The organism is Rhizobium sp. Root1203 (genome assembly GCF_001424945.1).
Taxonomy (GTDB): domain Bacteria; phylum Pseudomonadota; class Alphaproteobacteria; order Rhizobiales; family Rhizobiaceae; genus Rhizobium.
On record NZ_LMCW01000068.1, the window covers coordinates 139,115 to 163,279 of the forward strand.

21 protein-coding genes and 2 pseudogenes are annotated in these 24,165 nt (G+C 60.5%); 8 read left to right on the forward strand and 15 right to left on the reverse strand.

Going from position 1 to position 24,165, the window contains the following annotated elements; translation table 11 throughout:
• Nucleotides 1-3: 3 nt before the first annotated feature.
• From ASC97_RS31230 to ASC97_RS31245, 4 genes are all read right to left on the reverse strand, one after another.
• On the reverse strand, nt 4-468 hold the full coding sequence (locus tag ASC97_RS31230) for an RrF2 family transcriptional regulator (RefSeq protein ID WP_057472215.1): 465 nt from the start codon (nt 466-468) through the stop codon (nt 4-6).
• A gap of 127 nt (nt 469-595) precedes the next feature.
• A complete protein-coding gene (locus ASC97_RS31235) occupies nt 596-832 on the reverse strand; it encodes a hypothetical protein (RefSeq protein WP_057472216.1) in 237 nt (78 codons plus the stop codon).
• A 47-nt stretch (nt 833-879) separates the two neighbouring features.
• Complete coding sequence (locus ASC97_RS31240) at nt 880-1,083, reverse strand: hypothetical protein (RefSeq protein ID WP_113000663.1); 204 nt, start codon at nt 1,081-1,083, stop codon at nt 880-882.
• A 78-nt stretch (nt 1,084-1,161) separates the two neighbouring features.
• Nucleotides 1,162-3,213, reverse strand: coding sequence for an NAD(+) synthase (locus tag ASC97_RS31245; protein ID WP_057472217.1), 2,052 nt, complete (start codon nt 3,211-3,213; stop codon nt 1,162-1,164).
• A gap of 270 nt (nt 3,214-3,483) precedes the next feature.
• Between ASC97_RS31245 and ASC97_RS31250 the strand changes: the two genes are divergently transcribed.
• Nucleotides 3,484-4,569: a hypothetical protein gene (locus ASC97_RS31250; RefSeq protein WP_057472218.1), complete on the forward strand. Its 1,086-nt coding sequence runs from the start codon at nt 3,484-3,486 to the stop codon at nt 4,567-4,569.
• A gap of 347 nt (nt 4,570-4,916) precedes the next feature.
• Nucleotides 4,917-5,948 carry a porin gene (locus ASC97_RS31255; RefSeq protein WP_057472219.1) on the forward strand — a complete coding sequence of 344 codons (1,032 nt, stop codon included), beginning with the start codon at nt 4,917-4,919 and terminating at the stop codon, nt 5,946-5,948.
• Nucleotides 5,949-6,109: 161 nt separating this feature from the next.
• On the opposite strand, the gene ASC97_RS31260 is transcribed toward ASC97_RS31255, so the two are convergent.
• Complete coding sequence (locus ASC97_RS31260) at nt 6,110-6,583, reverse strand: RrF2 family transcriptional regulator (RefSeq protein ID WP_057472220.1); 474 nt, start codon at nt 6,581-6,583, stop codon at nt 6,110-6,112.
• Between the two features lie 173 nt (nt 6,584-6,756).
• The gene (locus ASC97_RS31265) at nt 6,757-7,794 is read right to left on the reverse strand and encodes a CorA family divalent cation transporter (RefSeq protein WP_057472221.1); all 1,038 of its coding nucleotides are present in this window, start codon (nt 7,792-7,794) and stop codon (nt 6,757-6,759) included.
• Nucleotides 7,795-8,487: 693 nt separating this feature from the next.
• Here ASC97_RS31265 and ASC97_RS31270 point away from each other — a divergent pair.
• Entirely contained in the window at nt 8,488-9,237 is a 750-nt protein-coding gene (locus ASC97_RS31270) for a hypothetical protein (RefSeq protein WP_057472267.1), read from the forward strand.
• Between the two features lie 20 nt (nt 9,238-9,257).
• Nucleotides 9,258-10,574 (forward strand): alpha/beta hydrolase, encoded by a 1,317-nt coding sequence (locus ASC97_RS31275; protein WP_057472268.1) that lies wholly within the window; start codon nt 9,258-9,260, stop codon nt 10,572-10,574.
• 27 nt (nt 10,575-10,601) lie between these two features.
• On the opposite strand, the pseudogene ASC97_RS31280 reads toward ASC97_RS31275, so the two are convergent.
• Nucleotides 10,602-11,485 (reverse strand): annotated as a pseudogene (locus ASC97_RS31280) (LysR family transcriptional regulator).
• A gap of 231 nt (nt 11,486-11,716) precedes the next feature.
• Here ASC97_RS31280 and ASC97_RS31285 point away from each other — a divergent pair.
• Nucleotides 11,717-12,958 carry a flavin monoamine oxidase family protein gene (locus ASC97_RS31285; protein ID WP_057472222.1) on the forward strand — a complete coding sequence of 414 codons (1,242 nt, stop codon included), beginning with the start codon at nt 11,717-11,719 and terminating at the stop codon, nt 12,956-12,958.
• 139 nt (nt 12,959-13,097) lie between these two features.
• On the opposite strand, the pseudogene ASC97_RS31290 reads toward ASC97_RS31285, so the two are convergent.
• Nucleotides 13,098-14,086, reverse strand: a pseudogene (locus ASC97_RS31290) (aldo/keto reductase).
• A 368-nt stretch (nt 14,087-14,454) separates the two neighbouring features.
• On the opposite strand from ASC97_RS31290, the gene ASC97_RS31295 reads away from it, so the two are divergent.
• A complete protein-coding gene (locus tag ASC97_RS31295) occupies nt 14,455-17,016 on the forward strand; it encodes a GcvT family protein (RefSeq protein WP_057472223.1) in 2,562 nt (853 codons plus the stop codon).
• 155 nt (nt 17,017-17,171) lie between these two features.
• Here ASC97_RS31295 and ASC97_RS31300 read toward each other — a convergent pair whose 3' ends face one another.
• The 5 genes from ASC97_RS31300 to ASC97_RS31320 all read right to left on the reverse strand — a co-directional run bounded on the left by ASC97_RS31300 (nt 17,172) and on the right by ASC97_RS31320 (nt 20,955).
• Nucleotides 17,172-17,483 (reverse strand): potassium channel family protein, encoded by a 312-nt coding sequence (locus tag ASC97_RS31300; protein WP_082530244.1) that lies wholly within the window; start codon nt 17,481-17,483, stop codon nt 17,172-17,174.
• A 211-nt stretch (nt 17,484-17,694) separates the two neighbouring features.
• Nucleotides 17,695-17,907, reverse strand: a complete 213-nt coding sequence (locus ASC97_RS31305) for a hypothetical protein (protein WP_057472225.1) — start codon at nt 17,905-17,907, stop codon at nt 17,695-17,697.
• Entirely contained in the window at nt 17,904-18,644 is a 741-nt protein-coding gene (locus ASC97_RS31310; protein ID WP_443216798.1) for a DUF2092 domain-containing protein, read from the reverse strand. Before ASC97_RS31310 ends, ASC97_RS31305 begins: the two co-directional genes overlap by 4 nt.
• A 599-nt stretch (nt 18,645-19,243) precedes the next feature.
• Nucleotides 19,244-20,470 carry an HlyD family secretion protein gene (locus ASC97_RS31315; protein WP_057472227.1) on the reverse strand — a complete coding sequence of 409 codons (1,227 nt, stop codon included), beginning with the start codon at nt 20,468-20,470 and terminating at the stop codon, nt 19,244-19,246.
• Between the two features lie 2 nt (nt 20,471-20,472).
• Nucleotides 20,473-20,955 carry a hypothetical protein gene (locus tag ASC97_RS31320; RefSeq protein ID WP_082530240.1) on the reverse strand — a complete coding sequence of 161 codons (483 nt, stop codon included), beginning with the start codon at nt 20,953-20,955 and terminating at the stop codon, nt 20,473-20,475.
• A gap of 396 nt (nt 20,956-21,351) precedes the next feature.
• Here ASC97_RS31320 and ASC97_RS31325 point away from each other — a divergent pair, with 396 nt between their 5' ends.
• On the forward strand, nt 21,352-21,597 hold the full coding sequence (locus tag ASC97_RS31325) for a hypothetical protein (protein ID WP_200959575.1): 246 nt from the start codon (nt 21,352-21,354) through the stop codon (nt 21,595-21,597).
• 51 nt (nt 21,598-21,648) lie between these two features.
• Here ASC97_RS31325 and ppk2 read toward each other — a convergent pair whose 3' ends face one another.
• Complete coding sequence (ppk2, locus tag ASC97_RS31330; protein ID WP_057472228.1) at nt 21,649-22,524, reverse strand: polyphosphate kinase 2; 876 nt, start codon at nt 22,522-22,524, stop codon at nt 21,649-21,651.
• A gap of 439 nt (nt 22,525-22,963) precedes the next feature.
• Here ppk2 and ASC97_RS31335 point away from each other — a divergent pair, with 439 nt between their 5' ends.
• Nucleotides 22,964-23,326 carry a hypothetical protein gene (locus tag ASC97_RS31335; RefSeq protein ID WP_244481627.1) on the forward strand — a complete coding sequence of 121 codons (363 nt, stop codon included), beginning with the start codon at nt 22,964-22,966 and terminating at the stop codon, nt 23,324-23,326.
• Between the two features lie 155 nt (nt 23,327-23,481).
• Here the strand turns inward: ASC97_RS31335 and ASC97_RS31340 are convergent, their stop codons facing one another.
• Nucleotides 23,482-23,916, reverse strand: a complete 435-nt coding sequence (locus tag ASC97_RS31340) for a hypothetical protein (RefSeq protein WP_113000661.1) — start codon at nt 23,914-23,916, stop codon at nt 23,482-23,484.
• Nucleotides 23,917-24,165: the final 249 nt, after the last annotated feature.

Below are 24,165 nucleotides of genomic sequence, written 5' to 3' on the forward strand. Positions count from 1 at the left end.
CGCTCACTTGGCAACCGACATCGGCAACATTTCGTCGGCGCCGTCGACTTTATTGCCGGAGGCGACGAACTGCTCCAGTGTCATGTTGTCGAGAATGTCGGCTATGGCGTCCCTGACCTCCGTCATCGAGCGCCTGACCTGACAGGTCTCTGGATCGGAACAGTCGTCGCAGGCTTCAAACGCCGTGCGGCTGGCGCAGCGGATTGGTGCCAGCGGTCCGTCGAGGGTGCGGATGACGTGGCCGATGCGGATCTCGGAGGCTGCGCGGGAGAGGGAATAGCCGCCGCCAGGTCCCTTTTTTGAGCGAAGGATACCGACGTTGCGTAGTTCCAGGAGAATGGTGTCCAGAAACTTCTTCGGAATGTTGTTGCGCGCTGCAACGTCATTGATGAAGGCTGTTTCGCCTGGCGCAAGCCGCGCGAGATCCACCAGTGCCTTCAGGCCATATTTCCCTTTTTTGGTCAGCATTTTCGATCGCCTTGCGCCCCCGCGTTTCCGCCCCTATCAACCAGCAAATAGCGCCAAAACGATGGACAGACAACAAATAGCCAGCATTTATATAGTTTATGTTTACGTCTAGCTCGCCGGGGTCGGCCTACCGTGTAGTGGTCGAGGTGGCCTCCCCCGAAGGATCGGCGGGAGTGGGATTCGGACCACCGCTGGTCCAGACGCCGAATGCGAGCGCGACCATTCCTGCGACAAGGACCAATGCGCCGACGATCGCCCAAACCGAAAGCCTGCGCCCCTCGCGAAGCATGCGCTCTTCGTTTTCCTCTTGACCGGTCTTCCGCTCGGCCGTTGGCTCGCCCAGGCCGTCACCGTGTCCGCTCATGCTCGCGTCTCCACAGATGGACCGCCGATCTCGGACGGTTCGTTAAGTCAGATCAGCGGATCGCGTCCCTCCGCATAGCTTCGATTCAACTCGTCGGCGATATCCCGCGCGTCTTCCTTTGCAAGACCGGTGAAATCCCTGCCGTCCGTCGCCGCGGGCAGCAATGTCAGCGTATCCACAACGGTCCAGCGACCGTTCGCCTCCGCGCGGATTTCATAGCGGGGAAGTTCCTCGGAACAGTCGCGGATCATCGGCAGGTTCCTCCTGAGCCCCTGGATACACTATCTGCGGCAAAGGCTCCTTTCGGCAAGGACGGGCGTGACGATCTTTCAGCAATCGACGTCAGGCACGTTTGCCTTCAGTTCCTTGATCCAGATCCGGGCATTGCCGTCGGAAGGTGCGCGCCAGTCGCCGCGCGGCGAAAGCGAGCCGCCTGACGTAACTTTCGGCCCGTTGGGAGACGCCGACCGCTTGAACTGGCTGATCGTAAAGAAGCGGAAGAGGAACACCTCCATCCAGCGCTTGATGACAGGCAGATCGAAGCTCCGGCGCTTGTCGTCGGGAAAATGCGGCGGCCAAACGCCTGCTTCAGTATCCTTCCACGCCATATAGGCAAGGAAAACGACCTTCGACGGACGCAGCCCGAAGCGCGTCGTATAGTAGAGCGCGAAATCGTGCAGGTCGTAGGGGCCGATCTTGTCCTCGGTGCTCTGCATGACGCCGTTATCGTCGGCGGGGACGAGTTCCGGCGAGATCAGCGTGCCAAGAATACGCTCCAGCGTCGCCTTGGTCTCAAGGTCGAAATCGCCGGTGCGGATAACCCAGCGGATCAGATGCTGGATTAGCGTTTTAGGCACCGATGCATTGACGTTGTAATGGCTCATCTGGTCGCCCACGCCATAAGTCGACCACCCGAGACCGATTTCCGACAGGTCTCCCGTGCCGAGCACGAGCGCGTTGCGCTGGTTGGCGGCCCGGAACAGGAAGTCGGTACGCAACCCCGCCTGCACGTTTTCGAAGGTTGTGTCGTAGACCGGCTTGCCGCCGGCAAAGGGGTGCTTCAAATCCTTGAGCAACTGCAGGGCAAGCGGTCGGATGTCCACTTCCTCGGCGGTGACGCCGATGCTCCGCATCAGTGCCCAGGCGTTCGACTTCGTCTCGTCCCCGGTCGCAAATCCCGGCATCGTAAAGCAGAGAATGTCTGAACGGGGCCAGCCCAAGCGATCGAAAGCCCGGGCGGCGACGAGCAGCGCGTGGGTCGAATCGAGCCCACCCGAAATGCCAAGGCAAAGCCGCTTGATCCCTGTCGAGCGCAGCCGCTTCATCAGCCCCTGCACCTGGATGTTGAAGGTCTCGTAGCAGTCCTGATCGAGCCTGCTCTCGTCGGCGGGAACGAACGGAAAGCGTGCGATGTCGCGCGCGAGGCCGATATCGCCTTCCGGCTTGGCGAACTGGAACACGACCCGTCGGAATTCGCGGTCGGCGGTCAGGTTCAGCGTCGCCGCGTCATTGAACGTCCCGGTCCTCAACCGCTCCAGCCGCAGGCGCTCGACGTCGACGTCGGCAACGCACATCTGTGAAGCGGTCGGAAAGCGCTCGGTCTCGCCCAGAAGGTTGCCGAGTTCGTAGATGCAGGCCTGGCCGTCCCAGGCGAGATCGGTGGTCGATTCGCCCGGTCCGGCGGCCGAGTAGACATAGGCAGAGAGGCTGCGCGCCGATTGCGCCGAGCATAGAAGCTTGCGGATGTCAGCCTTGCCGACGGTGACGTTGCTGGCCGAAAGATTGGCTAGAATCAGCGCGCCGGCAAGCGCGCCGAAATCGCTTGGCGGCGCCGGAGCCCAGAGATCCTCGCAAATCTCGATATGAAAAACGAAATCCTCGATATTCTCGGCCGCGAAGATCACGTCCGTGCCGAAAGGGACAATATCGCCGCCGACGCGGATGTTTTTACCGCGGACACTCCGCCCGGATGCAAACCAGCGTTTTTCGTAGAACTCGCGATAGTTCGGGAGATGCATCTTCGGCACGACGCCGAGAATGCGGCCCGCGTGGATGGCGACCGCGCAGTTGTAGAGACGGCCTTCACTTTGCAGCGGGGCGCCGACCAGCAGCACCGGCGTCAGATTCCGGCTGGCGCGGACAATCTCCGCAATTGCCGCGTCCACCGCTTTCAGCAACGCATCCTGTCCGAGCAGATCGTCGATCGAATAGCCTGAAATGCCGAGTTCGGGAAACACCATCAGGCTCACGCCCTGCGCATGCCCCTGACGCGCAAGCTCCAGAGTGGCGCTCGCATTGAAATCCGGGTCGCCGATCTCGCAGATCGGCGTGCAAGCCGCTACACGGACAAATCCCTGATCATAAGCCGAATAGAAATTCACAAATGCCTCCAGCTGCCAAGCGCTTCGGCTCCAACCATTACATCCAAATGCGCCTACGCAAAACCGGATCTGACTTCAGAACGCATTTCGACACGCCGTTCATTGCAAGCTTTCAGAAAGCAGCTTCCAGCGACACTTGACCTGAGGTTGAAACCCCAAGGAAATGCTCAGCGATTGTCGGTGAAAAATTACAAAATTGTCATAAAACTATGGGGCAGACGGCCTATATCGCACCCGCGCCCCTTCTGATGTCCTCTGACAGAGCGATGAATGTCCGACCTTGCCTCCGTCCATGCAGGACTGCTCCGGGAAACCTATCCCGGTGAGCGCCGTGTTGCGTTGACGCCGGAGGATATGGCCCGCTTGTCCGCGCGCGTGGCGGTCAGCTTCGAGCCGGGCTGCGGCGCCGCAGCCGGCCACGCCGACGAAGCCTATATGGCCGCTGGCGGCACGCCGGCCAGTCTCGAGAGCATCGCGGCAGCCTGCGGGATCGTGGTCAGCGTCCGACGGCCGCGGGCCAGCGCCATCTTCCCGAACGCTGCAATCCTGATATTTCTCGGCACAGGTGCAACTTCTCGCGAATGTTCGCGCCCCGACGCTACGCCGCTGGAACTTGATCTTGCCAGGCTGGAAGGCCTGCAGGATGCTGGCTGCATGGATGCGGCGACGGCGCAAGCGACGATCAGCGGCCACGCTGCCATCCTGGAAGGCGCCCGCCAGCTCGGCGTCGGACACCCGATGCTGATGATCGACGGCAGCTTTGTCCGGCCGATCCGGATGGCCGCATTCGGCGCAGATGCGGCGAGCCTTCAGGCGATCGCCACCGCGCGGCGGCTTGGTGCCCTCACCCACGCGTTCACATTTACTGATGACGAGCGGCTCAAGGTTGAACGACTCGGGGCGAGATCCATTGCATCATACCCATGCCCGGCCCCGACGGTCCGCGGGCCATCGTTGACCGAAAGGGCAGCGCGGCGTGGGCAACTGGCTCAGATGCAGCTGATCGTCACGAGCGTTGGCGGCTTGATCCGGCCGGCACCGCTGCTCCTCGATGAAAAAACGATAGCGACCTTGGCACCAGGAACCGTCGTGATCGATCTCGCCGCGTCGAGAGGGGGCAATTGTTCCCTGACAAGGCCCGAGGAAATCGTGGCGGCCAACGGCGTCCGCATCGTCGGATCGACCAATTTCGCCAGCTGCGAGCCGCGGGAGGCCAGCCGGCTGTTTAGCGACAGCATCCGGACTGCTCTGGAACGGCTGATCGGGGATGACCGACGGCTTCGGCTGGATCGTCGCGATCCGGTCATCGATCGGCTGCTGGGTCGGCAAGCAACAGGAGCCCGAATCGCCTCTTGAGCCCGCCGCTCCCGAGGGCGGGCGCGGGCAAAAATACTGCAGCGCAGTATCAACAGAAGGCATTCGCTCCGGCGACATGGCATTGAGAATGGACGATTTTTTGTCGTTCTCACCACGAGCATTATTGCGCCAAAGGCAATAGTTGCCATTCTGCAACACATCGATGTTGCATTGCAAAAAAGCCCGATTGTGACTGCATCTATAATTGATACATTTATATCAAGATGTATTTTGGCGGCGCGGGAAACACCACGTCTTCCGTGAGGGCTTGTATGAAAATTGGGGTAGGTAGGGCCGTTTTCGGCAATGATGACCTGTGCCCAATCCACAAACGATTGGACTCAACTATGAATATTAAAATGATGCTCATCAGCTCCGCAGCGGCTCTCAGCGCCATCTCCGGCGCTCACGCAGCGGATGCTATCGTTGCCGCCGAGCCGGAAGCAGTCGAGTATGTACGCGTTTGCGATGCGTACGGCACCGGCTACTTCTACATCCCGGGCACTGAAACCTGCCTGAAGATCAGCGGCTACATCCGTGTTCAGGTCAACGGCGGCCCGAACGCTGTCACCGGCGGTGCATCCACCTCCGGCACGTCCGACTGGGATGCCGTTACCCGCGGCCAGCTTCAGTTCACGGCCAAGAGCGACACCGAATACGGTGCGCTGACCGGCGTCATCGTTCTGCAGACGAACGCTGACAATTCGTCCGCGCAGATCTCCAAGCTCGACTCCGCCTACATCGACATCGCCGGCTTCCGCGCCGGTCTGTTCTACAGCTGGTGGGACGATGGCCTCTCCGGCGAAACCGACGATATCGGCAGCAAGGTGACGCTGCACAACTCGTTCCGTTACCAGTACGAGACCGACAGCTTCTATGCTGGCATCAGCGCCGACGAGCTTGAAGACGGCTACTACGCCTCCGGCGAGACCCCGAACAACATCGGCATCGCTTTCGGCATCGGCGGCAAGGCCGGCGCGTTCACCTACCAGGTAATCGGCGGTTACGACACCGACAACGAAGAAGGCGCCCTTCGCGCCATGGGTACGGTTGCCATCGGCCCGGGCACGCTCGGCCTCGCAGGCGTGTATTCCAGCGGCCCGAACTCCTACTACCAGGCAGCTGAATGGGCGATCGCTGCGGAATACGCGATCAAGGCAACCGACAAGCTGAAGATCACCCCCGGCGTTCAGTACTACGGCAACTACGGCATCGTCGCAGGCGATTTCAACGACAACAACGACGCCTGGAAGGTTGGCCTGACGGTTGACTATCAGATCGTCGACAACTTCTACGCCAAGGCGACCGTAAACTACCTGGAACCGGACCAGGGCAACGACGTAACGACGGGCTTCTTCCGTCTCCAGCGCGCATTCTAACAAAATATCGAGCGCCGCTCGATGCCGACCGTTGTGCCTTCATGGCCGGCGCGAAGGTGGAGCGGCGCTCGAGCACGATGTTTCTGATCAGATTGACCTCCGATCAGTCATGGGGGGTGGCACGGTTCCCTGCCGGGCTGCCCTCTGTTTGCCCTGACCGATTACTCGGCAGCGTGACGGCCATCGGCCGCCGCGCCGTTGTGTTTCTCCAGGTCGAGACGGCGAAGTTCGGCAATGCTGTCTTCTATGGTGACCGATCCGAGCATGTCGACGACGGCCTGCTCCGCCCGATCGCAAAGATACTCCGAGAGATCGCCGATATTCTGACCCACGAGACCCTCGTGAGGAATCTCGTGCCGCGTAGCCCAGAGCTTCTTGTCCCCCGTGACCGAGGAATAAATCTCGCTGAGCAGAATTTCGCTACGTGGGCGCGCCAGGCGAATACCGCCCTTGCCGCCGGCCGACGCGGCCAGAATACCGCTTTCGCTCAGAGGCAGCAGCAATTTCCGGACGAAACTTGGATTGGTATCGAGCCCCTTTGCAAGAGACTGGCTGGTCGTCCGAACGTCAGCCTCCTCGTTTACCGCGACGCTTATCACAATCTGCATCGCGGTCGAAAAGCGAGTATCGATCATGCCTATCCCGGCCTTACTTTAACGCGATCCGTCGGCGCGTCCCGCCTGATGGCTGGTGACGTCTGCAGGAGAGATATTTCCGCTCAAAATCGGATGTCAAGAAAGGTGAACTAAAAATACGGTTGTTTGATGAAAAACATACCCGCAACTCCCACTTCGGCCTCTGAATTGCATTAGAGCCAGCCAATCCGCCGCAGCGCCCAGAGGGTCGCGATCGAGGTGATCGTCACGAACGCCACGATGACGATGAAGGCCCAGGTGTCGTTGACGCCGGGTATCCCGCCCACATTCATCCCGAAGAGCCCCGCCACCACGCTTGGCGGCAGAAGCAGCGCGGCGAGTGCCGCCAGCCGGTTTGAATTGCGCGCGATGCGCTCGCTTATGACTGTCGAAAGGTCGTCGTGAAGGATGCCTGTCCGGTCGCGGATGGCGTCAAGGTACTCGATGAAGCGCATCAGCTTGTCGATCACCTCGCGCAGCCGCAGCTTGTCGCGCTCGATAAGCCACGGCGCGTCGTCGTGTTCTATCCTGTTCAATGCGTCGCGCTGCGGCGCGAGGTAGCGGCGAAGTTGCACCGAGCGGCGCCTGAGCAGCTTCAGCCGCTCCCGCACTTCGCTCGCGTCTCCATGAAAGATCATCTCGTCGAGCTCATCGACCTCTTCGTCCATAGAGTCGAGGACGGGCTCGAGATCGCGCACCAGCTTTTCACCGATCAGCGCCAGCAGGTCGCCAGTGCGCTGTGGCCCCTTCCCCTTGTCGAACGCCGTCCTGATGTCGCGCAGGGCCGTGATGTAATGGCCACTGTCGCGGAGCGACACGACCCGGTTGCCATCGACCCACAGATGAAGCGGCACGAGATCGATATCGGGGAGGTCGGCGTGCGGCCCGTCGGCTTCTTCGGGCGAGGTGGCGCACACGCCGCGAAGAATGATCAGCAAACCGTCATCGACGGGCTCGACGCGTGGCCGCGTCTCCTCCTCAAGCAGTGCATCGGCCACGAAGGGGTCGAATCGGCCTTGTCTGTTCACCCATTCAGCGGCAGCCGGATGATCGCGTTCGAAGTGCAGCCAGATCGCCCCGTCTTCCGGCTTCCAGGCACAAACGCCCGCCATGTCGATCTGCCTGCCCCCGCCATGCCCGTCCAGCAACAGCGCAAAACGAAGTCCGGGCTCCGCCCCATAGCTTGCCGTCGACGTTTTGATCGCTTTCATTGCGCCCCGCCTCAAATATTGAATATGCAAGAAACACAAAAGTTCGATCGAATATCTGCAACGATTCTAGCAGTTTGCGCACAGGGCGCAACAACATTGCGGCTTGTTCCGGAGCCCGTCCCGAAACACGGCGGGGATGGCGTAGGCGCGGCATTTCGATACAGTCGACCCTAATTCCCGCTCCGGAATTTTCGCTTGCCGAAGGCCTCGTTCTCTTCGAGCAAACGAGCATTATCGCCGGCTGGGGCAATTAATCCATCCCGACCGTTGCCTTGACCGCCACGCGATTACAGCTCATAACATGTAAACCATCAGGTGACTCTAATGAAACTTTAGGCTGATGGCTGGGGAGCCGAGGGGGCTCGTTAATGGCAGTCGTGTCGATCAGGTATCTGGTCTGTTTGTCTATGTTGCCAGCTTTAACCGCTTGGATCCGGTCCAAGAGGATATTTGCCGATCCGGCGAACCTGCCATGCCGCCCGCATGGCTGTATTCACAATCCCGCAATTGCGCTCGTGTCTGGATCGAAAATTTGGTCCGGCATCGTGTGGCCGCGCTTCCAGGCGTGGCGCACCGGCGATCGTTCGCCTTGCGGAATGAAAGCATGAGCTGAGCCGTCGTTAACACGGCGATTTATCTGGGGGATAGGATTTGAAATATCGTCTCGCATGTGCCGCCGCCTTCCTGGGGGCAATGACAGTCTTCAGTTCGGCGAACGCAGCCGACATGGCTCCGGCCCTCGCTCCGGAAGCAAAGCCCGTCGAGACACAGAGCGGATGGACCTTTACCGTCGCTCCATATTTCTGGGCTGCGGGCATGTCCGGGGACGTTGGCGTCTTCGGATTGCCGCAAGTTCATGTCGACGCCAGCTTCAGCGACATCCTCAGCAATCTCGATTTCGCCGCGATGGTGATCGGCGAGGCGAGCTATGAACGCTACAGCGTGTTCAGCGACATCATCTATACCAAGCTCTCCAATGACGCGACGACGCCGGCCGGCGTGGTCGCCAACAGTATCGGGGTAACGTCCAAGACGTTTGCCGGCACCCTGGGAGCAGGATACACCGTCATCGACGGCGCCAACGGCCATTTGGATGTAGTGGGCGCCGTGAGGCTCTGGTCCGCAGACACGGAGATCTCGTTCAGCGGCGGGCTGCTCGGCGGCGTGCAGAGGGAAGATAGGGCCACCTGGGCCGACGCCCTGGCCGGTGTCAAAGGCAATTACTTCTTCACACCGAACGTCTATTTGACGGGCTGGGCCATGGCTGGCGCCGGCGGCGCGGATCTGGATTGGGACGTCATGGCGGGGCTTGGATACAAGTTCAACGACAAGGTGTCCGCCATCGCCGGTTACCGCGCGCTCGGCGTCGACTATAGCAACGACAGCTTTGTTTTCGACGTCGTTGAGCAAGGGCCCATGTTCGGCGTTGCAATTCACTTCTAGTGATTGAAAAGGATGTGGCGATGGCCAGCAGCAATGGCGGTCCACGTGTGCTGCCCGCCATTGCGCTCAGGCGTCTGCTGACGGCTGCCGCGCTCGCTGTTCTCTCGGGGTGCGGCGGTCACCCGAAGGATGTGCTTCTGCCTGTTGCCGATACTGCCCCTGCCGCGAGCAAGGTCAGCATGCTGGTGGCGACAACCCGCCGCCAGTCGACGGTACCGGGCGAGATGTTTACGGGCGAGCGTGGTCTCGCGCCGGCGTTCGCGGACATTACCGTTTCCATTCCGCCAAAAAATGTCCGCAAGGAAGGCGACGTCGCATGGCCCAAGCGACTGCCCGCCAACCCCGCAACCGATTTTGCGACGCTGAAGGCAGAAGAAATCCCGCTGGATGCCGCCAAGAAGTGGCTGAGCGCCTCCGTACAAAAGAGCCCCGATCACAGCGTTCTTGTTTTCATCCACGGGTTCAACAACCGCTTTGAAGATTCCGTCTATCGATTTGCGCAGATTGTCGAGGATTCCAATGTAAAGAGCGCGCCTATTCTCGTCACCTGGCCCTCACGCGGCAGCCTGCTGGCCTATGGTTACGATCGCGAAAGCACGAACTACACGCGCAATGCCCTTGAACAGCTTTTTCAGTATCTGGCTCGCGATCCCCAGGTCAAGGAGGTGTCGATCCTCGCACATTCGATGGGGAACTGGCTGGCGCTTGAATCGCTGCGTCAGATGGCGATTCGCAACGGCAGGCTGCCGGAGAAATTCAAGAACGTGATGCTGGCCGCCCCTGATGTGGATGTCGACGTATTCCGCTCCGAAATCGTCGACATGGGCAAGCAACATCCGCAATTTACTCTGTTTGTATCCCGCGACGACAAGGCGCTCGCGTTTTCACGCCGATTGTGGGGCGACATCCCGCGCCTCGGCGCGATCGACCCCGAGCAGTCCCCCTATAAGGAAGAACTGGAAGCCAACAAGATCGCAGTGATCGATCTGACGAAGGTCAAGGTTGGCGACAAACTCAACCACAGCAAGTTTGCGGAGTCGCCTGAGATAGTCCAGCTGATCGGCCAGCGCATTTCCGAAGGCCAGACCCTGACGGACACCAGAGTTGGTCTCGGAGACCAGATCCTGGCAGCAACGACCGGCACAGCGGCCGCGGCCGGCAACGCGGCCGGCCTCATACTTGCTGCACCGGTCGCCGTAATCGACGCCAACACACGCGACAACTATGCAAATCAGGTGAATGCGCTGGCCGGCGTCCCTGCGAGCGGAAAACGCACGACGGCAGCGAGTTCGAAGTGCAAGAATGATCAATCCACGTCGCCCCCGTGCCATCGCTAGCTCTACGGGCACCGGGCGACGGCACGATCATGCACGATACCGCAGCGCTTCCACGAGGACCGCGAACGCTGCCGACGGCTGGGATAGTAGAGGTGATAGCCTGCAAACGACGGGCACCAATCCTCCAGCACGCGGACCAGGCGTCCGTCCGCGAGTTGCGCTTTTACATGGTCCTCCATGACGAAGCCGAGCCCGAAGCCTGCGGTTGCCGCGCGGACGATCATCTGGACGTTGTTGAAGGCGAGCTGCCCTTCGACCCGAACCCGCAGCTCGCGCCCATCCTTTTCGAGTTCCCAGGTATAGAGACCGCCATTGCTCAGCAGGCGCAGATTGATGCATTTGTGGTCGGCGAGGTCCTGCGGCGTGTTCGGGATCGACCGCTTCTCGAAATAGGCCGGAGCGCCGACGACAGCCATCCGCAGGTCAGGGCCGATGCGTGTCGCGATCATGTCCTTCGCGAGCGCCTCCCCCAGGCGGACGCCCGCGTCGAACCGCTCGGTGACGATGTCGGTAAATCCGGAATCGATGCTGAGCTCGACATGAATATCGGGATAGGCCGGAAGCAACTTTTCCAGCGCCCGCCACACGACGGTATCTGCAGCGTGTTCCGAAAGAGTGATGCGGATTGTTCCGGCCGGTCTCTCGCGCAATTCCCCCAGCGATGCCAGCTGCGCGCCGATACTGTCGAGCGCCGGCCGCAAGGTCCCGAGCAGTCTTTCGCCGGCCTCGGTTGGCGCAAGGCTTCTCGTGGTCCGGGTCAGCAGACGCACGCCAAGCCGCGTCTCCAGGCGCCGGATGGTATGGCTCAGCGCCGATTGCGAGGTTCCCAGCTTCGCCGCCGCCCGGGTAAAGCTCCGTTCCTCGGCTACCGCCAGGAACGCATTCAGATCGACCAGTTCCTCGCGCAGCATTCATGAACTCCCGATATGACTGCCTACAAGATATAGCGGCTATTCGGCGGAATGTCTTATCGATAGACTGGCTTGCCGGATAGAGTTCGCTGCCGCCCGTCGGCAGGCTGCGGTGTCCGCCATACCGAGGAATGACGATGATGCCTACGAAGAATGACAGCTTGCGGCGTCCCGCCAGATACGTCCGCATTGGTCGGCGGGGCACCGTCCGGGCGACGGCGCGATAGTCCCATGACCTTGGAACCGGACATCGTCATCGTCGGCGCAGGTGCGGCGGGAATTGGCGCTGCACGAAGACTGGCAAGCGGCGGACTGACCTCCCTGGTGCTCGAGGCTCTGCCGCGCGCCGGCGGGCGCGCCTGGACGCGGAATGCCGCGGATGTTCCTCTCGACCTCGGTTGCGGCTGGCTGCATTCGGCCGACCGGAATCCGTGGACGCGCATTGCCGAAGAGGCAGGCTTCGAAGTGAAGAGCGGAGAAACCGCCTGGGGCACCCAGTTCCGCGATCTCGGCTTCTCGCGTGTCGAACGGGACGCGGCAAGGCTCTCATTCGCCCGATGGAGCGAGCGTACAGCCACCACGCCTCCCGCTAGCGACAATGCCGCCGACGCCCTTGAACCGGGCGAGCCTTGGAAGCCCTACCTCCAGGCCTTGAGCGGCTTCATCAGCGGCGACGAGCTCGAGCGTATTTCGGCAAAAGATTATGGCGCCTACGACGCAGCCTCGACCGACTGCAACTGGAGAGTTCCGGCAGGCTATGGCACACTGATCACGGCAAGCCTGCCTGCCCCTGCCGCGCTGCGCCTTTCCACGCCCGTGGAAGCGATCTCGCTCGATGAACGGCGCGTCGCCCTCAACACATCCGCCGGCACCGTTCGCGCCAGCGCGGTGATCGTCACCGTTTCGACCAATGTCCTTGCCGGCAACGGCACTGCGTGGCCCTCGGCACTCGATCCCTGGCGGGACGCTGCCGCACGCCTGCCGCTCGGCTCCAACGAAAAGCTGTTCCTCCAGATCGTCGGAGATAGCCCCTTCGTTGCCGAGACCCACGTCCTCGGCGACCTCCACGATGCTTTGACCGGGTCCTACTATATTCGGCCGTTCGGTTGGCAGGTGATTGAATGCTTCTTCGGAGGAGCCGGCGCTCGTGCCGTGGCAGGGCATGGCGCCGCGGCCGGATTTGAGCGTGCGATCGACCAGCTCGCCAACCTCTTCGGTTCAGCGATCCGGCGCAACCTCAAGCCGCTCGTTGCTTCCGATTGGGCAGGTACCGCGTCGATCCGCGGTGCCTACAGCCATGCCCTTCCCGGCGAGGCGGATGCCCGCCTTGCGCTCGCCCGGCCGTTTGATGGTCGGCTCTTCTTTGCCGGCGAGGCCACGCACACCACCGACTTCTCTACGGCTCACGGCGCGTTCCAAAGCGGCGTTCGCGCCGCGGAAGAGGCAATCGCGGCGCTCGTCCCGGCTCAGTGAGCGGCGTCCCGAAGCAGCCGGCGGCATAGGGGATCGTGATGTCGACGACCTATCCGTCGATGTTCTGTGTCATGCTGTACTCCGATCCTGGAAATGAGCCCGCGCCGCAAATGCGCCGGCTCTCACGATGTGGATGACATCAAAGGCCAGTGGTCTTCATCAACTGCTCGGATAGCGTTCGCCCTCGACAGAGATTTCTGCCGCGGCACGCGCGATCGCGGCAAGATCGTCAGCCGTCAGGTCGACGTCGGCCGCAGCAAGGTTTTCCTCCAGGCGATGCAGCTTGGTCGTGCCGGGAATGGGTACGATCCAGGGCTTTTGCGCCAACAGCCACGCAAGTGCGATCTGGGCAGGGGTCGCCTTCTTCTCGTCGGCAATGCGCTTCAGGAGATCGATCAGCGCCTGGTTCTTCTCCATCGCCTCGGGCGTGAAACGCGGCAGGATCTTGCGGAAATCGTTCTCGCCGATCTTCGTGTCCTTGCTCATGGCGCCGGTGATAAAGCCCTTGCCGAGCGGGCTGTAGGCGACAAGGCCGATGCCAAGCTCTTCGCAGGCCTGCAGGATGCCGTTCGTCTCGGGTCCGCGTGTCCACAGCGAATACTCGTTCTGCAGCGCCGTGATCGGCTGCACCGCATGGGCGCGTCGCACGGTTTGGGCGCCCGGCTCGGACAGCCCGAAATGTCTGACCTTGCCCGCTGCGATCAGATCCTTGACCGCGCCGGCGACATCTTCGATCGGCACGTTCGGATCGACGCGATGCTGGTAGAAGAGATCGATCGCTTCGACGCCGAGCCGCTTGAGCGACGCATCCGCCACCTTGCGGATATTCTCCGGGCGGCTGTCCAGACCCGCCTGCTTGCCGTTCTCGTACTTGAAGCCGAACTTCGTAGCGATAACGACCTTGTCACGAACCGGGGCCAATGCTTCTCCGACGATTTCCTCATTGGTGAAGGGGCCGTAGACTTCGGCCGTGTCGAAGAAAGTGACCCCGCCCTCAACCGCCTGCCGGATAAGCTTGATGCTCTCATCGTTACTCAGCGCGTGGCCGTAGCTGAAATTGAGGCCCATGCATCCGAAGCCGATCGCCGAAACCTCGAGTCCGCCGTTGCCAAGCATGCGCTTTTTCATTTCGTTCCTCCTGCTCGCCGTTGCGAGCGCCGAGTGGTTGCGATGGGGGAAGTATAGGGCAGATGGGATAGGTCGATTAGACGGCACAATCGGCATGATGCTATGTCTGCACTTCATGAATGCGCAGCTGTTTTATGCATCCCACGGATACGTCGCCTCCCTGCCTTGACGCAGAACGCCATCGCAAGCGATAGAACAGCGCCCGTCCGCATCCATGGCTGCATCGCAAGATCCACGGTTGCTGTGTATCCTCGTTGGGGACTGAACGGCACGGGTCGTGCAGTAGGATGATTATGTCGTAGACAGGCTCTAGTCGCAGCTTGGCAAATCCTAAAATCCGTTTTCAGTATCAATCAGGGTCGCACGCAATGGCAATATTCCCTCAAAAGGCGAAGGTCGTAATTATCGGACTTGGCGGTATCGTGGGCGCATCGATCGCTCATCATCTGATCGAGCGGGGTTGGGACGATATCGTCGGCATCGACAAATCGGGCATCCCCACCGATATTGGCTCGACGGCACACGCTTCCGACTTCTGCTATGCGACCAGCCATGACTTCCTGTCCTGCTGGACGACCCTGTATTCCATCGATTTCTATGACAAGATGGGCCACTACGCGCGCGTCGGCGGTATCGAGGTTGCCCGCGTCGGCGACGACGACCGCATGGAAGAGATCAAGCGCAAGGTCGCCTCCGGGAAGGCCTTCGGGACCCGAGCCCGCCTGATGGAACCCGGCGAGATCAAGGAGAAATTCCCCCTCATCGAGGAAAGCATGGTGCAGGGCGGCCTCTGGGATCCCGACGCCGGCCTGGTCATCCCGCGCTCGCAGACCGTTGCCGGCAAGCTGATCGACGCCGGCGAACAGAGCGGCAAGCTGAAGTCCTTTGCCAACACGCCCGCCCAGTCGCTGATCATCAAGGACGGCCGCATCAAGGGCGTGGTCACCCATCGCGGCACGATCGAGGCGGACTACGTGGTGGTCTGCGCCGGTCTCTGGGGTCGCTTGATCGCCGAGATGGCAGGCGAGGACCTGCCTGTGATGCCCGTCGACCACCCGCTCACCTTCTTCGGCCCCTACAACGAATTCGCCGGTACAGGCAAGGAGATCGGCTTTCCCTTGATGCGCGACCAGGGCAACTCCGCCTATATGCGCGACACCGGCGATCCGAAGACCGCCGAAGGCGGCCAGATCGAATGGGGTTACTACGAGGAAAAGAACCCTCGCCTCTGCCACCCGCGCGATCTCCTCGAAAAACACGAAGCCCGCCTGTCTCCGTCTCAGCGCGACCTGGACATGGAGCAGATCCTCGAGCCGCTGGAGCGCGCCATGGAGCTGACGCCGATCCTCGGCGAACTCGGCTATAACGAAAGCCACTCCTTCAACGGCCTGCTGCAGGTGACGACGGACGGTGGCCCGTCCATGGGCGAAAGCCAGAAGGTCCGCGGTCTCTGGTATGCCGTCGCCATCTGGGTGAAGGACGGCCCGGGCATGGGCAAGCTGATCGCCGACTGGATGACCGACGGCCGCACGCCGATCGATCACAACAAGATCGACTATTCCCGCTTCTACCCTCACATGCTCGAAGAGAGCTTCATCGAGGGCCGCTGCACCGAGGCCGCACAGAAAATCTACAATCCGGCGGTGCATCCGCGAGAACCCTATGCAACGGGACGCAACGTGCGCCGCTCGCCGTTCTACGAGCGCGAGAAGGAACTCGGCGGCTACTTCATGGAACTCGGCGGCTGGGAACGTGCGCACGGCTACGCCGCCAACGAACATCTGCTTGAGAAATACGCCGACCGCGTGCCGGTTCGCGAGAACGAATGGGACAGCCGCCATTTCTGGCGCGTCTCCAATGCCGAACACCTCGCCATGAGCGAGGACTGCGGCATCGTCAACCTCTCGCATTTCGCCATGTACGACATCGAGGGTCCCGACCATGTTGAACTGCTGGAATGGCTCTGCGCAGCCAAGGTCGGCGGCGACGCGAACATCGGCAAGGGCATCTACACCCACTTCCTCGACGAGGAGGGTATGGTGCGCGCCGACTTCACCGTCATCCGCATGGCCGACCGTTGCCGGCTGATCGATGGTGCCGACGCCGGCCCGCGCGACTTCAGCTACATGAAGCGCGTTGCGCAGGACAAAGGATTTGACGTCACCATTACCGACGTGACCGAGAAGTACGTCACGATCGGCATCTGGGGTCCCAACGCACGCACCACCCTGCAGAGGGTCGTCGAAAATGCCGATGGTCTGTCGCCCGAAAACTTCCCCTTCGCGGCGATCAAGCAGATCCGCATCGCCGGCAAGACCGTCACCGCCTTCCGCATCTCCTATGTCGGCGAACAGGGATGGGAACTGCACATGGCCTATGGCGACGCGCTGGCGGTCTGGGACGCACTGCGTGCCACCGGCGTGATGGCGTTCGGCGTCGAAACCTACGCCAATAGCCGCCGCATGGAGAAAAGCCTTCGCCTGCAGAACGCCGACCTGCTGACGGAATACAATCTGCTTGAGGCCGATCTCGCGCGCCCGAAGGTCAAGGAGGCCGACTTCTGCGGCAAGGCCAGGCACTTGGAATACCGCGCCCGAGAGCACCAGCCTGCAATGCTCTGCACGCTTGTCATGACAGACAATATCGACTCGAAGGGTGTGGCCCGCTATCCCGTCGGCATTCTGCCCGTCATGGATCCGGAAACCGGCGACACCCTCGTCGACGAACTCGGCCGCCGCTCGTTCACCAGCTCGATCGCCTTCGGTCCGACGATCGGCAAGAATATCGCCCTCGCCTACCTGCCCTGGTCACACGCCCAAGAGGGTCGAAAACTTAAGGTTGAATATTTCGGGGAGACCTATCCCGTCGAGGTGGTCAGCGTCGGCTACAAGCCGCTTTACGACCCCGAGAACCTCAAGCCCCGGACCTGATCTTTTCTCGCCGGCCGCCAGGGGTTGGAAGAAGCACTCTATCGAATGCCCGCTTCGACGCCAAGCGGGCATTCGTGCGCTTCGGACCGGCACAGCCGCAAATCGAATTGCAGCGACCGTCTGATCGGCAATCAGGAAGCAAGCCTTGGTGCTTCCTATTTCGCGCTGTTGCGATCGGCTGCGTTCAGGGCCTTGACGGTGACCGCCGCAATGAGGCCCGTCATCACGATCCCCGCAAAACCGATGACCAATGCCAGCACCCGAGCCGAGAAGTGTGTGGGCGTAAAGTCGCCGTACCCGATGGTAAGCCCCGTCACGAAGGTGAAGTAGAGAGCTTCGCCGAGGCCCCAATCCTCTATGCGCCAAATCGCGAGCCCACATCCAACCATCACCGTAATGATCCCGGACATGATCGGCCAAACCACGCCAAGCTGCTCGACGAGGGCGACGAAGAACTGGCGCCTCATTTGCTTCGCGCGTTGCTCGTTGCCTGGTTCTGCCGTCACGACCTTCGACCTTTCCGTTCGTCTTGGAGGAGCCGAGGCCGTGAGGGTGCTTTGCGGCACCCCTCACCGCCTTTCCGCCTAGGCGCTTTCGACCGCCGGCAGGCACGGTTCTCCATATCCGCATCGTCGCAGGACGTGGCAGATATCGTTTTCACAATGCTTTTCACTGGCCCTAGCAGTTATACACTCCGGCTGCGCAACGCCGCGACGAACGCCGCGCCACGCCGGCTACGCTGACCGGGGTCAGAGGGCGTCCGACTCTAGCCTCCGCAGTCGAGACGAAACTATGAACGCCGGGGATGGCAAGTTCCTCGGCCGCATCGAGCCCGACAAATCCCATGCCGGCGGCAATCAAGAGAATTCCCAGCTTCCTGAAGACCGTCATTTTCCACCTCCTACGGCAAAGTGTGCCGGTAGTTCATCGATATCCTTAAGGTCCTTGATGTCTGCCTTCTTGGCGCCGGTTGTGTTGTTGAAGACGAAATCGCCAGCGGCAACGTCGGTGCCCGTTTTCCAATCCCTGATCTCGATGCTGTATTGTGGGGCCTGGTCAACCTTCTTGGCGGTGACCACATATCGGCAGGGATAGGGGTGCTCGCCCTGGGCGATCCATATCTGCCAATCGACGTCCTTGTTGCGGAATGCGAGATGATCGCATTCGACACCGCCGATCACACCGCTGCCGAGATCCTTGACGTCGACCACGTCGGCCATCAATTCATCATAGACATTGGGAAGAAGAAGGTCCGCCCCTGGAACCGGCTTGTGAAGCTTTTCCCGCAGTTCATCGACCAGATGTTCGACGGTACCGGGCACCTCGATCGGCGTGTAGAGATTGAGGTTCTTGCCCAGCAGGGTGAGTGTCTTTCCGTCGAAAACCATTTCGACATCGGCAAACCCGCCGGTCCGCTGGACGCGGATCTTGTCCGGCCGGCCGATTTCAATTTTGCCGGAGCTGGCAAGCAGCAGCTTCTGGTGCCCCTTTGTGACGACCTCAAGATTGGTGTCGTAGGCGAATGAAATGTTCTTCTGCGCGCCCATGTAATCCGACATCGCCTTGAGCAGTCCCTTGGCGTCCGCATCGCCGGCGCTTGCGGCCGAGGGTATGCCCGCCACAAGCATCAGCGACAGTCCCAATGACAGCGCGGCCGCATGCGACCCGCTGACTTTTCGCGTTATTTTCCTCATGGAAGTAGGCCTCCTTCTGGTTGCCTTGAGCGACGGTGCGGCGCTCGACGAGGTTGCTACAAATCGAACCCGAAAACCATGTGCGGCAGGCCACCGGCCTTGAAGGCCGCAATAGGACAACAGCCGCAGCCTGAGACAGCCTGAACAAAGCTCCTCAGCAATGGGATAGGTAATCGTATCGCCGAGCGCCGAAATTGGCTGTCGGCGCGATCGTCGATCCGCCTAGGGCGACCGTTCGCATTCGGTCCTGAAAAACTGGCCAAGTCGGCTAGCTCTTTGCATCGGATTGCACGACATAATTACCTCCGCCGAAAAATCATCGCCTGAAAAGTAAGCCTGCCTGCCGAAACTCTGCGTTGACCATATACCAGCAATTGATACTCGTTATATTAGTAAAAAGCCATGTATTTTTGACCGTTAAAATCCAACGATGTGGCCCGATTAAGACCTCGCCCCGGCACGACGCCCCTTTTGCCCCAACGACCAGCTTCGATTGAAGCACGGCCCGATGGGCCAACCGAGGCCATGTCGCTTCAATGCCCCGACAGCACCAGGGTCTGTACCGGCAGCAGCATCGCCTGCATGCGCAGGATCATCGCATGCACGAGTCCGACGGTGTCCACGACGTGCAGGAACAGCCACCGCCCGGTGCCGATATTCTTGTCTGCCAAGGCGTCGTGATTGTTCGTATAGGCATTGGCGATACAGCTGCTGCCCGGCGGGATGCCGTCCAGGCCACCCTCGTACAGCGGCTGCAGGAAGACCGTCAGCGTGCCCGGCTGGGCCATCTGCTGAACATCGATCAGCTGGTCGGTCGGACGCAGTTGTCCAGCCGCGATCACATCCTGTACCTCGGTGACGACCAGCGGAATGATGGTGAACGGTTTGCCGATGCAGGTGGCCTCGGCGATCATTCCGCGCTTCATCACCTGTGCCTCGATCTGGCCGAAGCCTGCAATGAGCGTGCCTCGCCCCGCCTGTGTCGGCACCAGAATACCGGCGGGCCGCAGCATCGTGTTGACGACGTCGCCCGTCCGCAGGGTAAACTGCTGGACGGTGCCGGCAATGCCGGCGCGCACGAGGGTCTTGTCCAATTCCACCTGTGCCTGGGCAAGCGCTGCTTCGGCACTGGCTTTCTGCGCCGGCAGCAGCACCCTGATCTTGGCTTCGAGCGTCTCTTTCTTGGCCACCGCAGCCCCCAGCGAACCCTTGCGGCTTTCGATGGTGTTGGCCAGGCGATCGACTTCACGACGGGCAACAGCATCTTTTGTCAGGAGCTGGGCCTTCATCTCGTATTCGTCCTGAGCCACCTGAAGGGCGCCCTGCGCCTCCTGGATCTGCCCGTCTGAGGTCGCCAGCTCGGTCTCGGTCACCTTGGCTTCGGCCTCGAGCTCTGCGATCTGCCGCCGTGCCGTCTCCACCGCCGCCTTCTGCTGCGAGTCATCCAGCCGGAAAAGTGGTGCGCCGGCGGCAACCTTGTCGTTGAGGCCGACATAGACTTCGTCGACGCGGCCAACCGTTTCCGGCAGGATCGTCACGGTGCGGAACAGGGCCGTCACGCTTTTGGTCGAGGGATGGAAGTAGAAGATCATCGTGATCAGGGAAATGGTCAGCATCAGGCAGGCCGATATGCCCCAGCGTAGTTCGTACCACATCGTATAGAGCGTGATTTCCCGGCCGATCCGCTTGCCCTGGACATAGCGGCGGTAAAGATAGTCCGGGAAGATGGTCAGAAGCGAGCAAAGCATCAACTCGAACATGGTCAGATTCCTTCACCCGGAGTGGCATCCGGAGTAGCGCCCGGAACGGCACCGTGAGCGGCACTTTGCGCGGCCCCCTTCGCGCTTTCTTCGGCCGGCGCCTCCTCGGTCACCAGGGCCGGGTCGCCGCTCGTTTCAGGGTCGCGGCCGGACAGCTTCCCGAGCGATTGTGCAATCGAGTAGAGCGGCGTCGAAAAGTCGGGAATATGCACGAAGGCAAGCAGCAGGCCGGCGATCCAGAACAGATGATTGTGGGTGAACAGCGAGATCAGCGCCAGCACCGCCACCACCTCCATCTGCACCTTGCTGGTGCGATGCGCCATGCGCTCCGGAACCGCATGAAGCTGAAAATAGAGGTTGCCGATGATCAGGACCATCAAGATCAGGAAGATGACAACGCCGACGAAGAGGTAGTCGGTCTGCCCGGGTTCCGTGACAAAGCCTGGCAGGTGTTCGATAGCTGCCGGGTGGAGCGCTTGCGCCATCGGGATTTCTCCTTTGTAACCTGGTGATGATCACACAACTCTTATGGTGGCTACCTGCCGCTCACTTTTTTACTCTCTTGGATTTTGCCTACGACACCCTACGCGCCAATGATGCGTTTTGCTCGTAGCATCCTGTAAGCTACGGAGAGTTTTGGCGGGCTTTTTCTGCAGGCTGGGCATTTCCATCTGGCGCCGGAGAAAAGTCAGGCATCCGCAACCATCGCAGGACAGCGGCTGCCTGATATCGCCACGCAGAATTACGCTGCCAAAAATTTCTTGAAACGACCCGCGGAGCGATCCGCCCTGTTATCCATTGCGTATCGGTATCCATCAGGAGAATAGACTGCGAATAACGACATGCACTCATCGAGCGCCGAGGGTGGACGAAAGAAGCTGATGTTGAAGTTGCCTGCCCTGCGCACGCATCTCCGGAATCTGGTCGGCGACTCGACCGCCGAATTATTCGAATCGTATGATCTCGCGACCACCGCGCTGGACGTATTTCGGACAGAGACGCCTGCAAACGCCAAGATTATTGGCGAGTATGAAGAAATGTGCAGCGCACTCGAACGCGAGCTCTCCGGGTACTGCTGTGATGGCGGCATCCCGCAACGCGATAGCTCGTCGCGGAGAGGTTCATGACAGACCGGGATGGTGGGACATCATGAGCCCGCTTTATGCCGTTCTCGCCCGCTACTTGGCGACCGCCCCTCTGTCGACAGCACCGGATGCTGCAAATCTGTTCGTGACATCGGGAACGACGCGACGCGTGCTGAAATCCTCGACGTAGTCGTTCGGCCGTTTCTGGCGCTTTCCTAGATCGGGGGCCTCGAACTTGACCCGCTCGTAAGGGATCGACTTCAGAATGTGCGAGATGCAATTGATGCGCGCTCTTTCCTTGTCGTCCGACGGAACGATCCACCACGGGGCATGTTCGCTGTCGGTCATGCGAAGCATCTCGTCATAGGCGCGCGTGTAGTCCCACCACCGACGATAGGATTCCACATCCATCGGGCTCAGCTTCCATTGCCGGAGCGGATCTTCAATCCGCCGCTTGAACCGACGTTCCTGCTCCTCTTCGCTGACCGTCAGGAAATATTTCAACAGCAATACGCCGCTTTCCACGATCGCCGCCTCAAAGCGCGGGGCGAGTTCCAGAAACCGTTGCGCCTTCTCCTCAGCGCAGAAGCCCATGACCCGATCCACACCGGGCCGATTGTACCAGCTGCGATCGAAAATAACGATTTCCCCGGCCGCCGGGAGATATGCGATGTACCGCTGCATGTAGATTTGAGATTTCTCCCGGTCGGTCGGTGCCGGCAGCGCAACGACCCGGAACACGCGCGGACTGACCTTTTCAAGAATGCGTTTTATCATTCCGCCCTTGCCCGCGGCATCGCGACCTTCGAAGATGATCACCACTCTCAAGCCCGATTTCTTGACCCATGCCTGCAGATGGGCAAGCTCAACCTGCAGCTTCTTCATCTGCTTGTCGTAGTTCCAGGATTTGTCCTTGGTTTTCACCTCTTTTACCGACATTTCATGGTCGGGATGATGCGTCTTGCTCATGCTTCCCTCCGTTGATATTGAGATGTCGGGGCCCGCGTACGAGCCGTAGGCCGCATGCTTCTCGCCGAGCCATCGCTGTGCGTCAGCGCCTGGTGCCGGTGACGGTCAATTTCTTCACATACTAGCTTGGATGACGCTAAGTGGCCCGTAGCATCACGTAGTATCTATGGTAGCTCCGAGATTTTGACGGCCGTTGGCAGCGCCAACTGCAATTTTCGCCGCGCGTTCTAACGGTTGTTAGCCATAGGGATTTCTGGAGATCAGCCCGGGTCGAGTTGGACGTGACAGCGGTACCGTGATCCGCTTCGATAGCGCGCCCGGGAGTGGTTCTGGTCGCTGGAAGACCGGCACCGTCGAATAGTCCTCATGCCAAAGAACGGCCCGCGGGGTCGCGCATCTGCCTGTAGCGTCACGTATTATACATCCCTAAACAGGCCAAGTGAAATACGATGATCCATCTCTTGCCGTTGAACGCTTTTGCAGGTGCGCGATGGGGTCTCGTTCAGATAAACCATTAGTTTCGCCAGGTCTGGCTGCTGCGCTCGAACATTTTCCCGCGCAGGCCCAACGGATCGAAGATCTTTTTGAATCCGATGAAAGCTTTCGGGGGATATGTGAGGACCTCGCGGATGCAGAGGCCACATTGAAGCAAATCGCGCGGCTTCCCGATGACGTCCGCGACGCCAGGCGGTCGGAATACCGAGAGTTGGTCAAAGGCCTTTCCGGCGAGATCGAGGAGGCTATTTCCAGGGCTAAAATCATTCCTTTGCGCCGGGCCAGGCGCCCGCCGGACTTCAGGTGATCGCTCCTGTGACGGTCGTTCCGCCAGATCCTGCACCTAGCAGCCACTCGCCATCTGGGCTTCCATAGCCGCACACGCCATGCCGCATATGTACGGCCCGTCGGACGACAGGACAACATCACCGCTTGCCTGAGCGGGGGAACTCGGCGGTCAGATCACTCCACCGGCGGCTCCCAGCCGAGGAAGAAGCCGATATCACCCGGCATGCCTTCCGGAAAATTTATCACCATCGCCTTGAGCGTGTAGCCCTGAGGCCTCGCTACGCTTTCGAATAGATCGAAGACTTCCTTGGCTCTGCCCTGCAGCGTATTCTGCCATCCTGGCAGACTGTTGTTGATTGCCCGCCCGCTGTCGGTGCAAAAGCTCGAAGGAAAGCTGTACACCATTGCCTCGAACTTTCCGTCTGCGGCGGCCTTCATGACCAGTCGCTTTATGACGGCCCGCTCGTCGTCGCCTATATGCTTCTTGAAGAAGTCTTCGACGAACTCGGAGTGCTTCTTGGCCTCGCGCGCCTTGATCCTGTCCTCGCGGTCCATCTCTGCGAGTTGAAGCTCCAGGGCACGTTTCCGCAGCTCTTCCGCGCTTTGCATCGAAGAACCGGGGCTGCCTGCTTTAGGCTCTACCATCACACCATGCCTCCCTATCACTACCCGGATGATAGGCCCGATGGAGCTGAGAGGGCAGTAAGATACAGTTCGGCGTCGGTATAATACGGTATTTTACTTCGCAAGTGACGGTTGTTGGGCGACCTTACCTCAGCGCCTCGTGGTTCAAGCATCACGCGACGGCTGAATGGCAGTATCCTTCAGGGCGCATTTCGAGAGCGGGACAGTCTGGTC

Coding starts and splice junctions, on each gene's coding strand:
- ASC97_RS31230 (WP_057472215.1), bottom strand. CDS start 468: ATGCTGACCAAAAAAGGGAAATATGGCCTGAAGGCACTGGTGGATCTC.
- ASC97_RS31235 (WP_057472216.1), bottom strand. CDS start 832: ATGAGCGGACACGGTGACGGCCTGGGCGAGCCAACGGCCGAGCGGAAG.
- ASC97_RS31240 (WP_113000663.1), bottom strand. CDS start 1,083: ATGATCCGCGACTGTTCCGAGGAACTTCCCCGCTATGAAATCCGCGCG.
- ASC97_RS31250 (WP_057472218.1), top strand. CDS start 3,484: ATGTCCGACCTTGCCTCCGTCCATGCAGGACTGCTCCGGGAAACCTAT.
- ASC97_RS31255 (WP_057472219.1), top strand. CDS start 4,917: ATGAATATTAAAATGATGCTCATCAGCTCCGCAGCGGCTCTCAGCGCC.
- ASC97_RS31260 (WP_057472220.1), bottom strand. CDS start 6,583: ATGATCGATACTCGCTTTTCGACCGCGATGCAGATTGTGATAAGCGTC.
- ASC97_RS31265 (WP_057472221.1), bottom strand. CDS start 7,794: ATGAAAGCGATCAAAACGTCGACGGCAAGCTATGGGGCGGAGCCCGGA.
- ASC97_RS31270 (WP_057472267.1), top strand. CDS start 8,488: ATGACAGTCTTCAGTTCGGCGAACGCAGCCGACATGGCTCCGGCCCTC.
- ASC97_RS31275 (WP_057472268.1), top strand. CDS start 9,258: ATGGCCAGCAGCAATGGCGGTCCACGTGTGCTGCCCGCCATTGCGCTC.
- ASC97_RS31285 (WP_057472222.1), top strand. CDS start 11,717: ATGACCTTGGAACCGGACATCGTCATCGTCGGCGCAGGTGCGGCGGGA.
- ASC97_RS31295 (WP_057472223.1), top strand. CDS start 14,455: ATGGCAATATTCCCTCAAAAGGCGAAGGTCGTAATTATCGGACTTGGC.
- ASC97_RS31300 (WP_082530244.1), bottom strand. CDS start 17,483: ATGAGGCGCCAGTTCTTCGTCGCCCTCGTCGAGCAGCTTGGCGTGGTT.
- ASC97_RS31305 (WP_057472225.1), bottom strand. CDS start 17,907: ATGACGGTCTTCAGGAAGCTGGGAATTCTCTTGATTGCCGCCGGCATG.
- ASC97_RS31310 (WP_443216798.1), bottom strand. CDS start 18,644: ATGCTTGTGGCGGGCATACCCTCGGCCGCAAGCGCCGGCGATGCGGAC.
- ASC97_RS31315 (WP_057472227.1), bottom strand. CDS start 20,470: ATGTTCGAGTTGATGCTTTGCTCGCTTCTGACCATCTTCCCGGACTAT.
- ASC97_RS31320 (WP_082530240.1), bottom strand. CDS start 20,955: ATGGCGCAAGCGCTCCACCCGGCAGCTATCGAACACCTGCCAGGCTTT.
- ASC97_RS31325 (WP_200959575.1), top strand. CDS start 21,352: ATGTTGAAGTTGCCTGCCCTGCGCACGCATCTCCGGAATCTGGTCGGC.
- ppk2 (WP_057472228.1), bottom strand. CDS start 22,524: ATGAGCAAGACGCATCATCCCGACCATGAAATGTCGGTAAAAGAGGTG.
- ASC97_RS31340 (WP_113000661.1), bottom strand. CDS start 23,916: ATGCAAAGCGCGGAAGAGCTGCGGAAACGTGCCCTGGAGCTTCAACTC.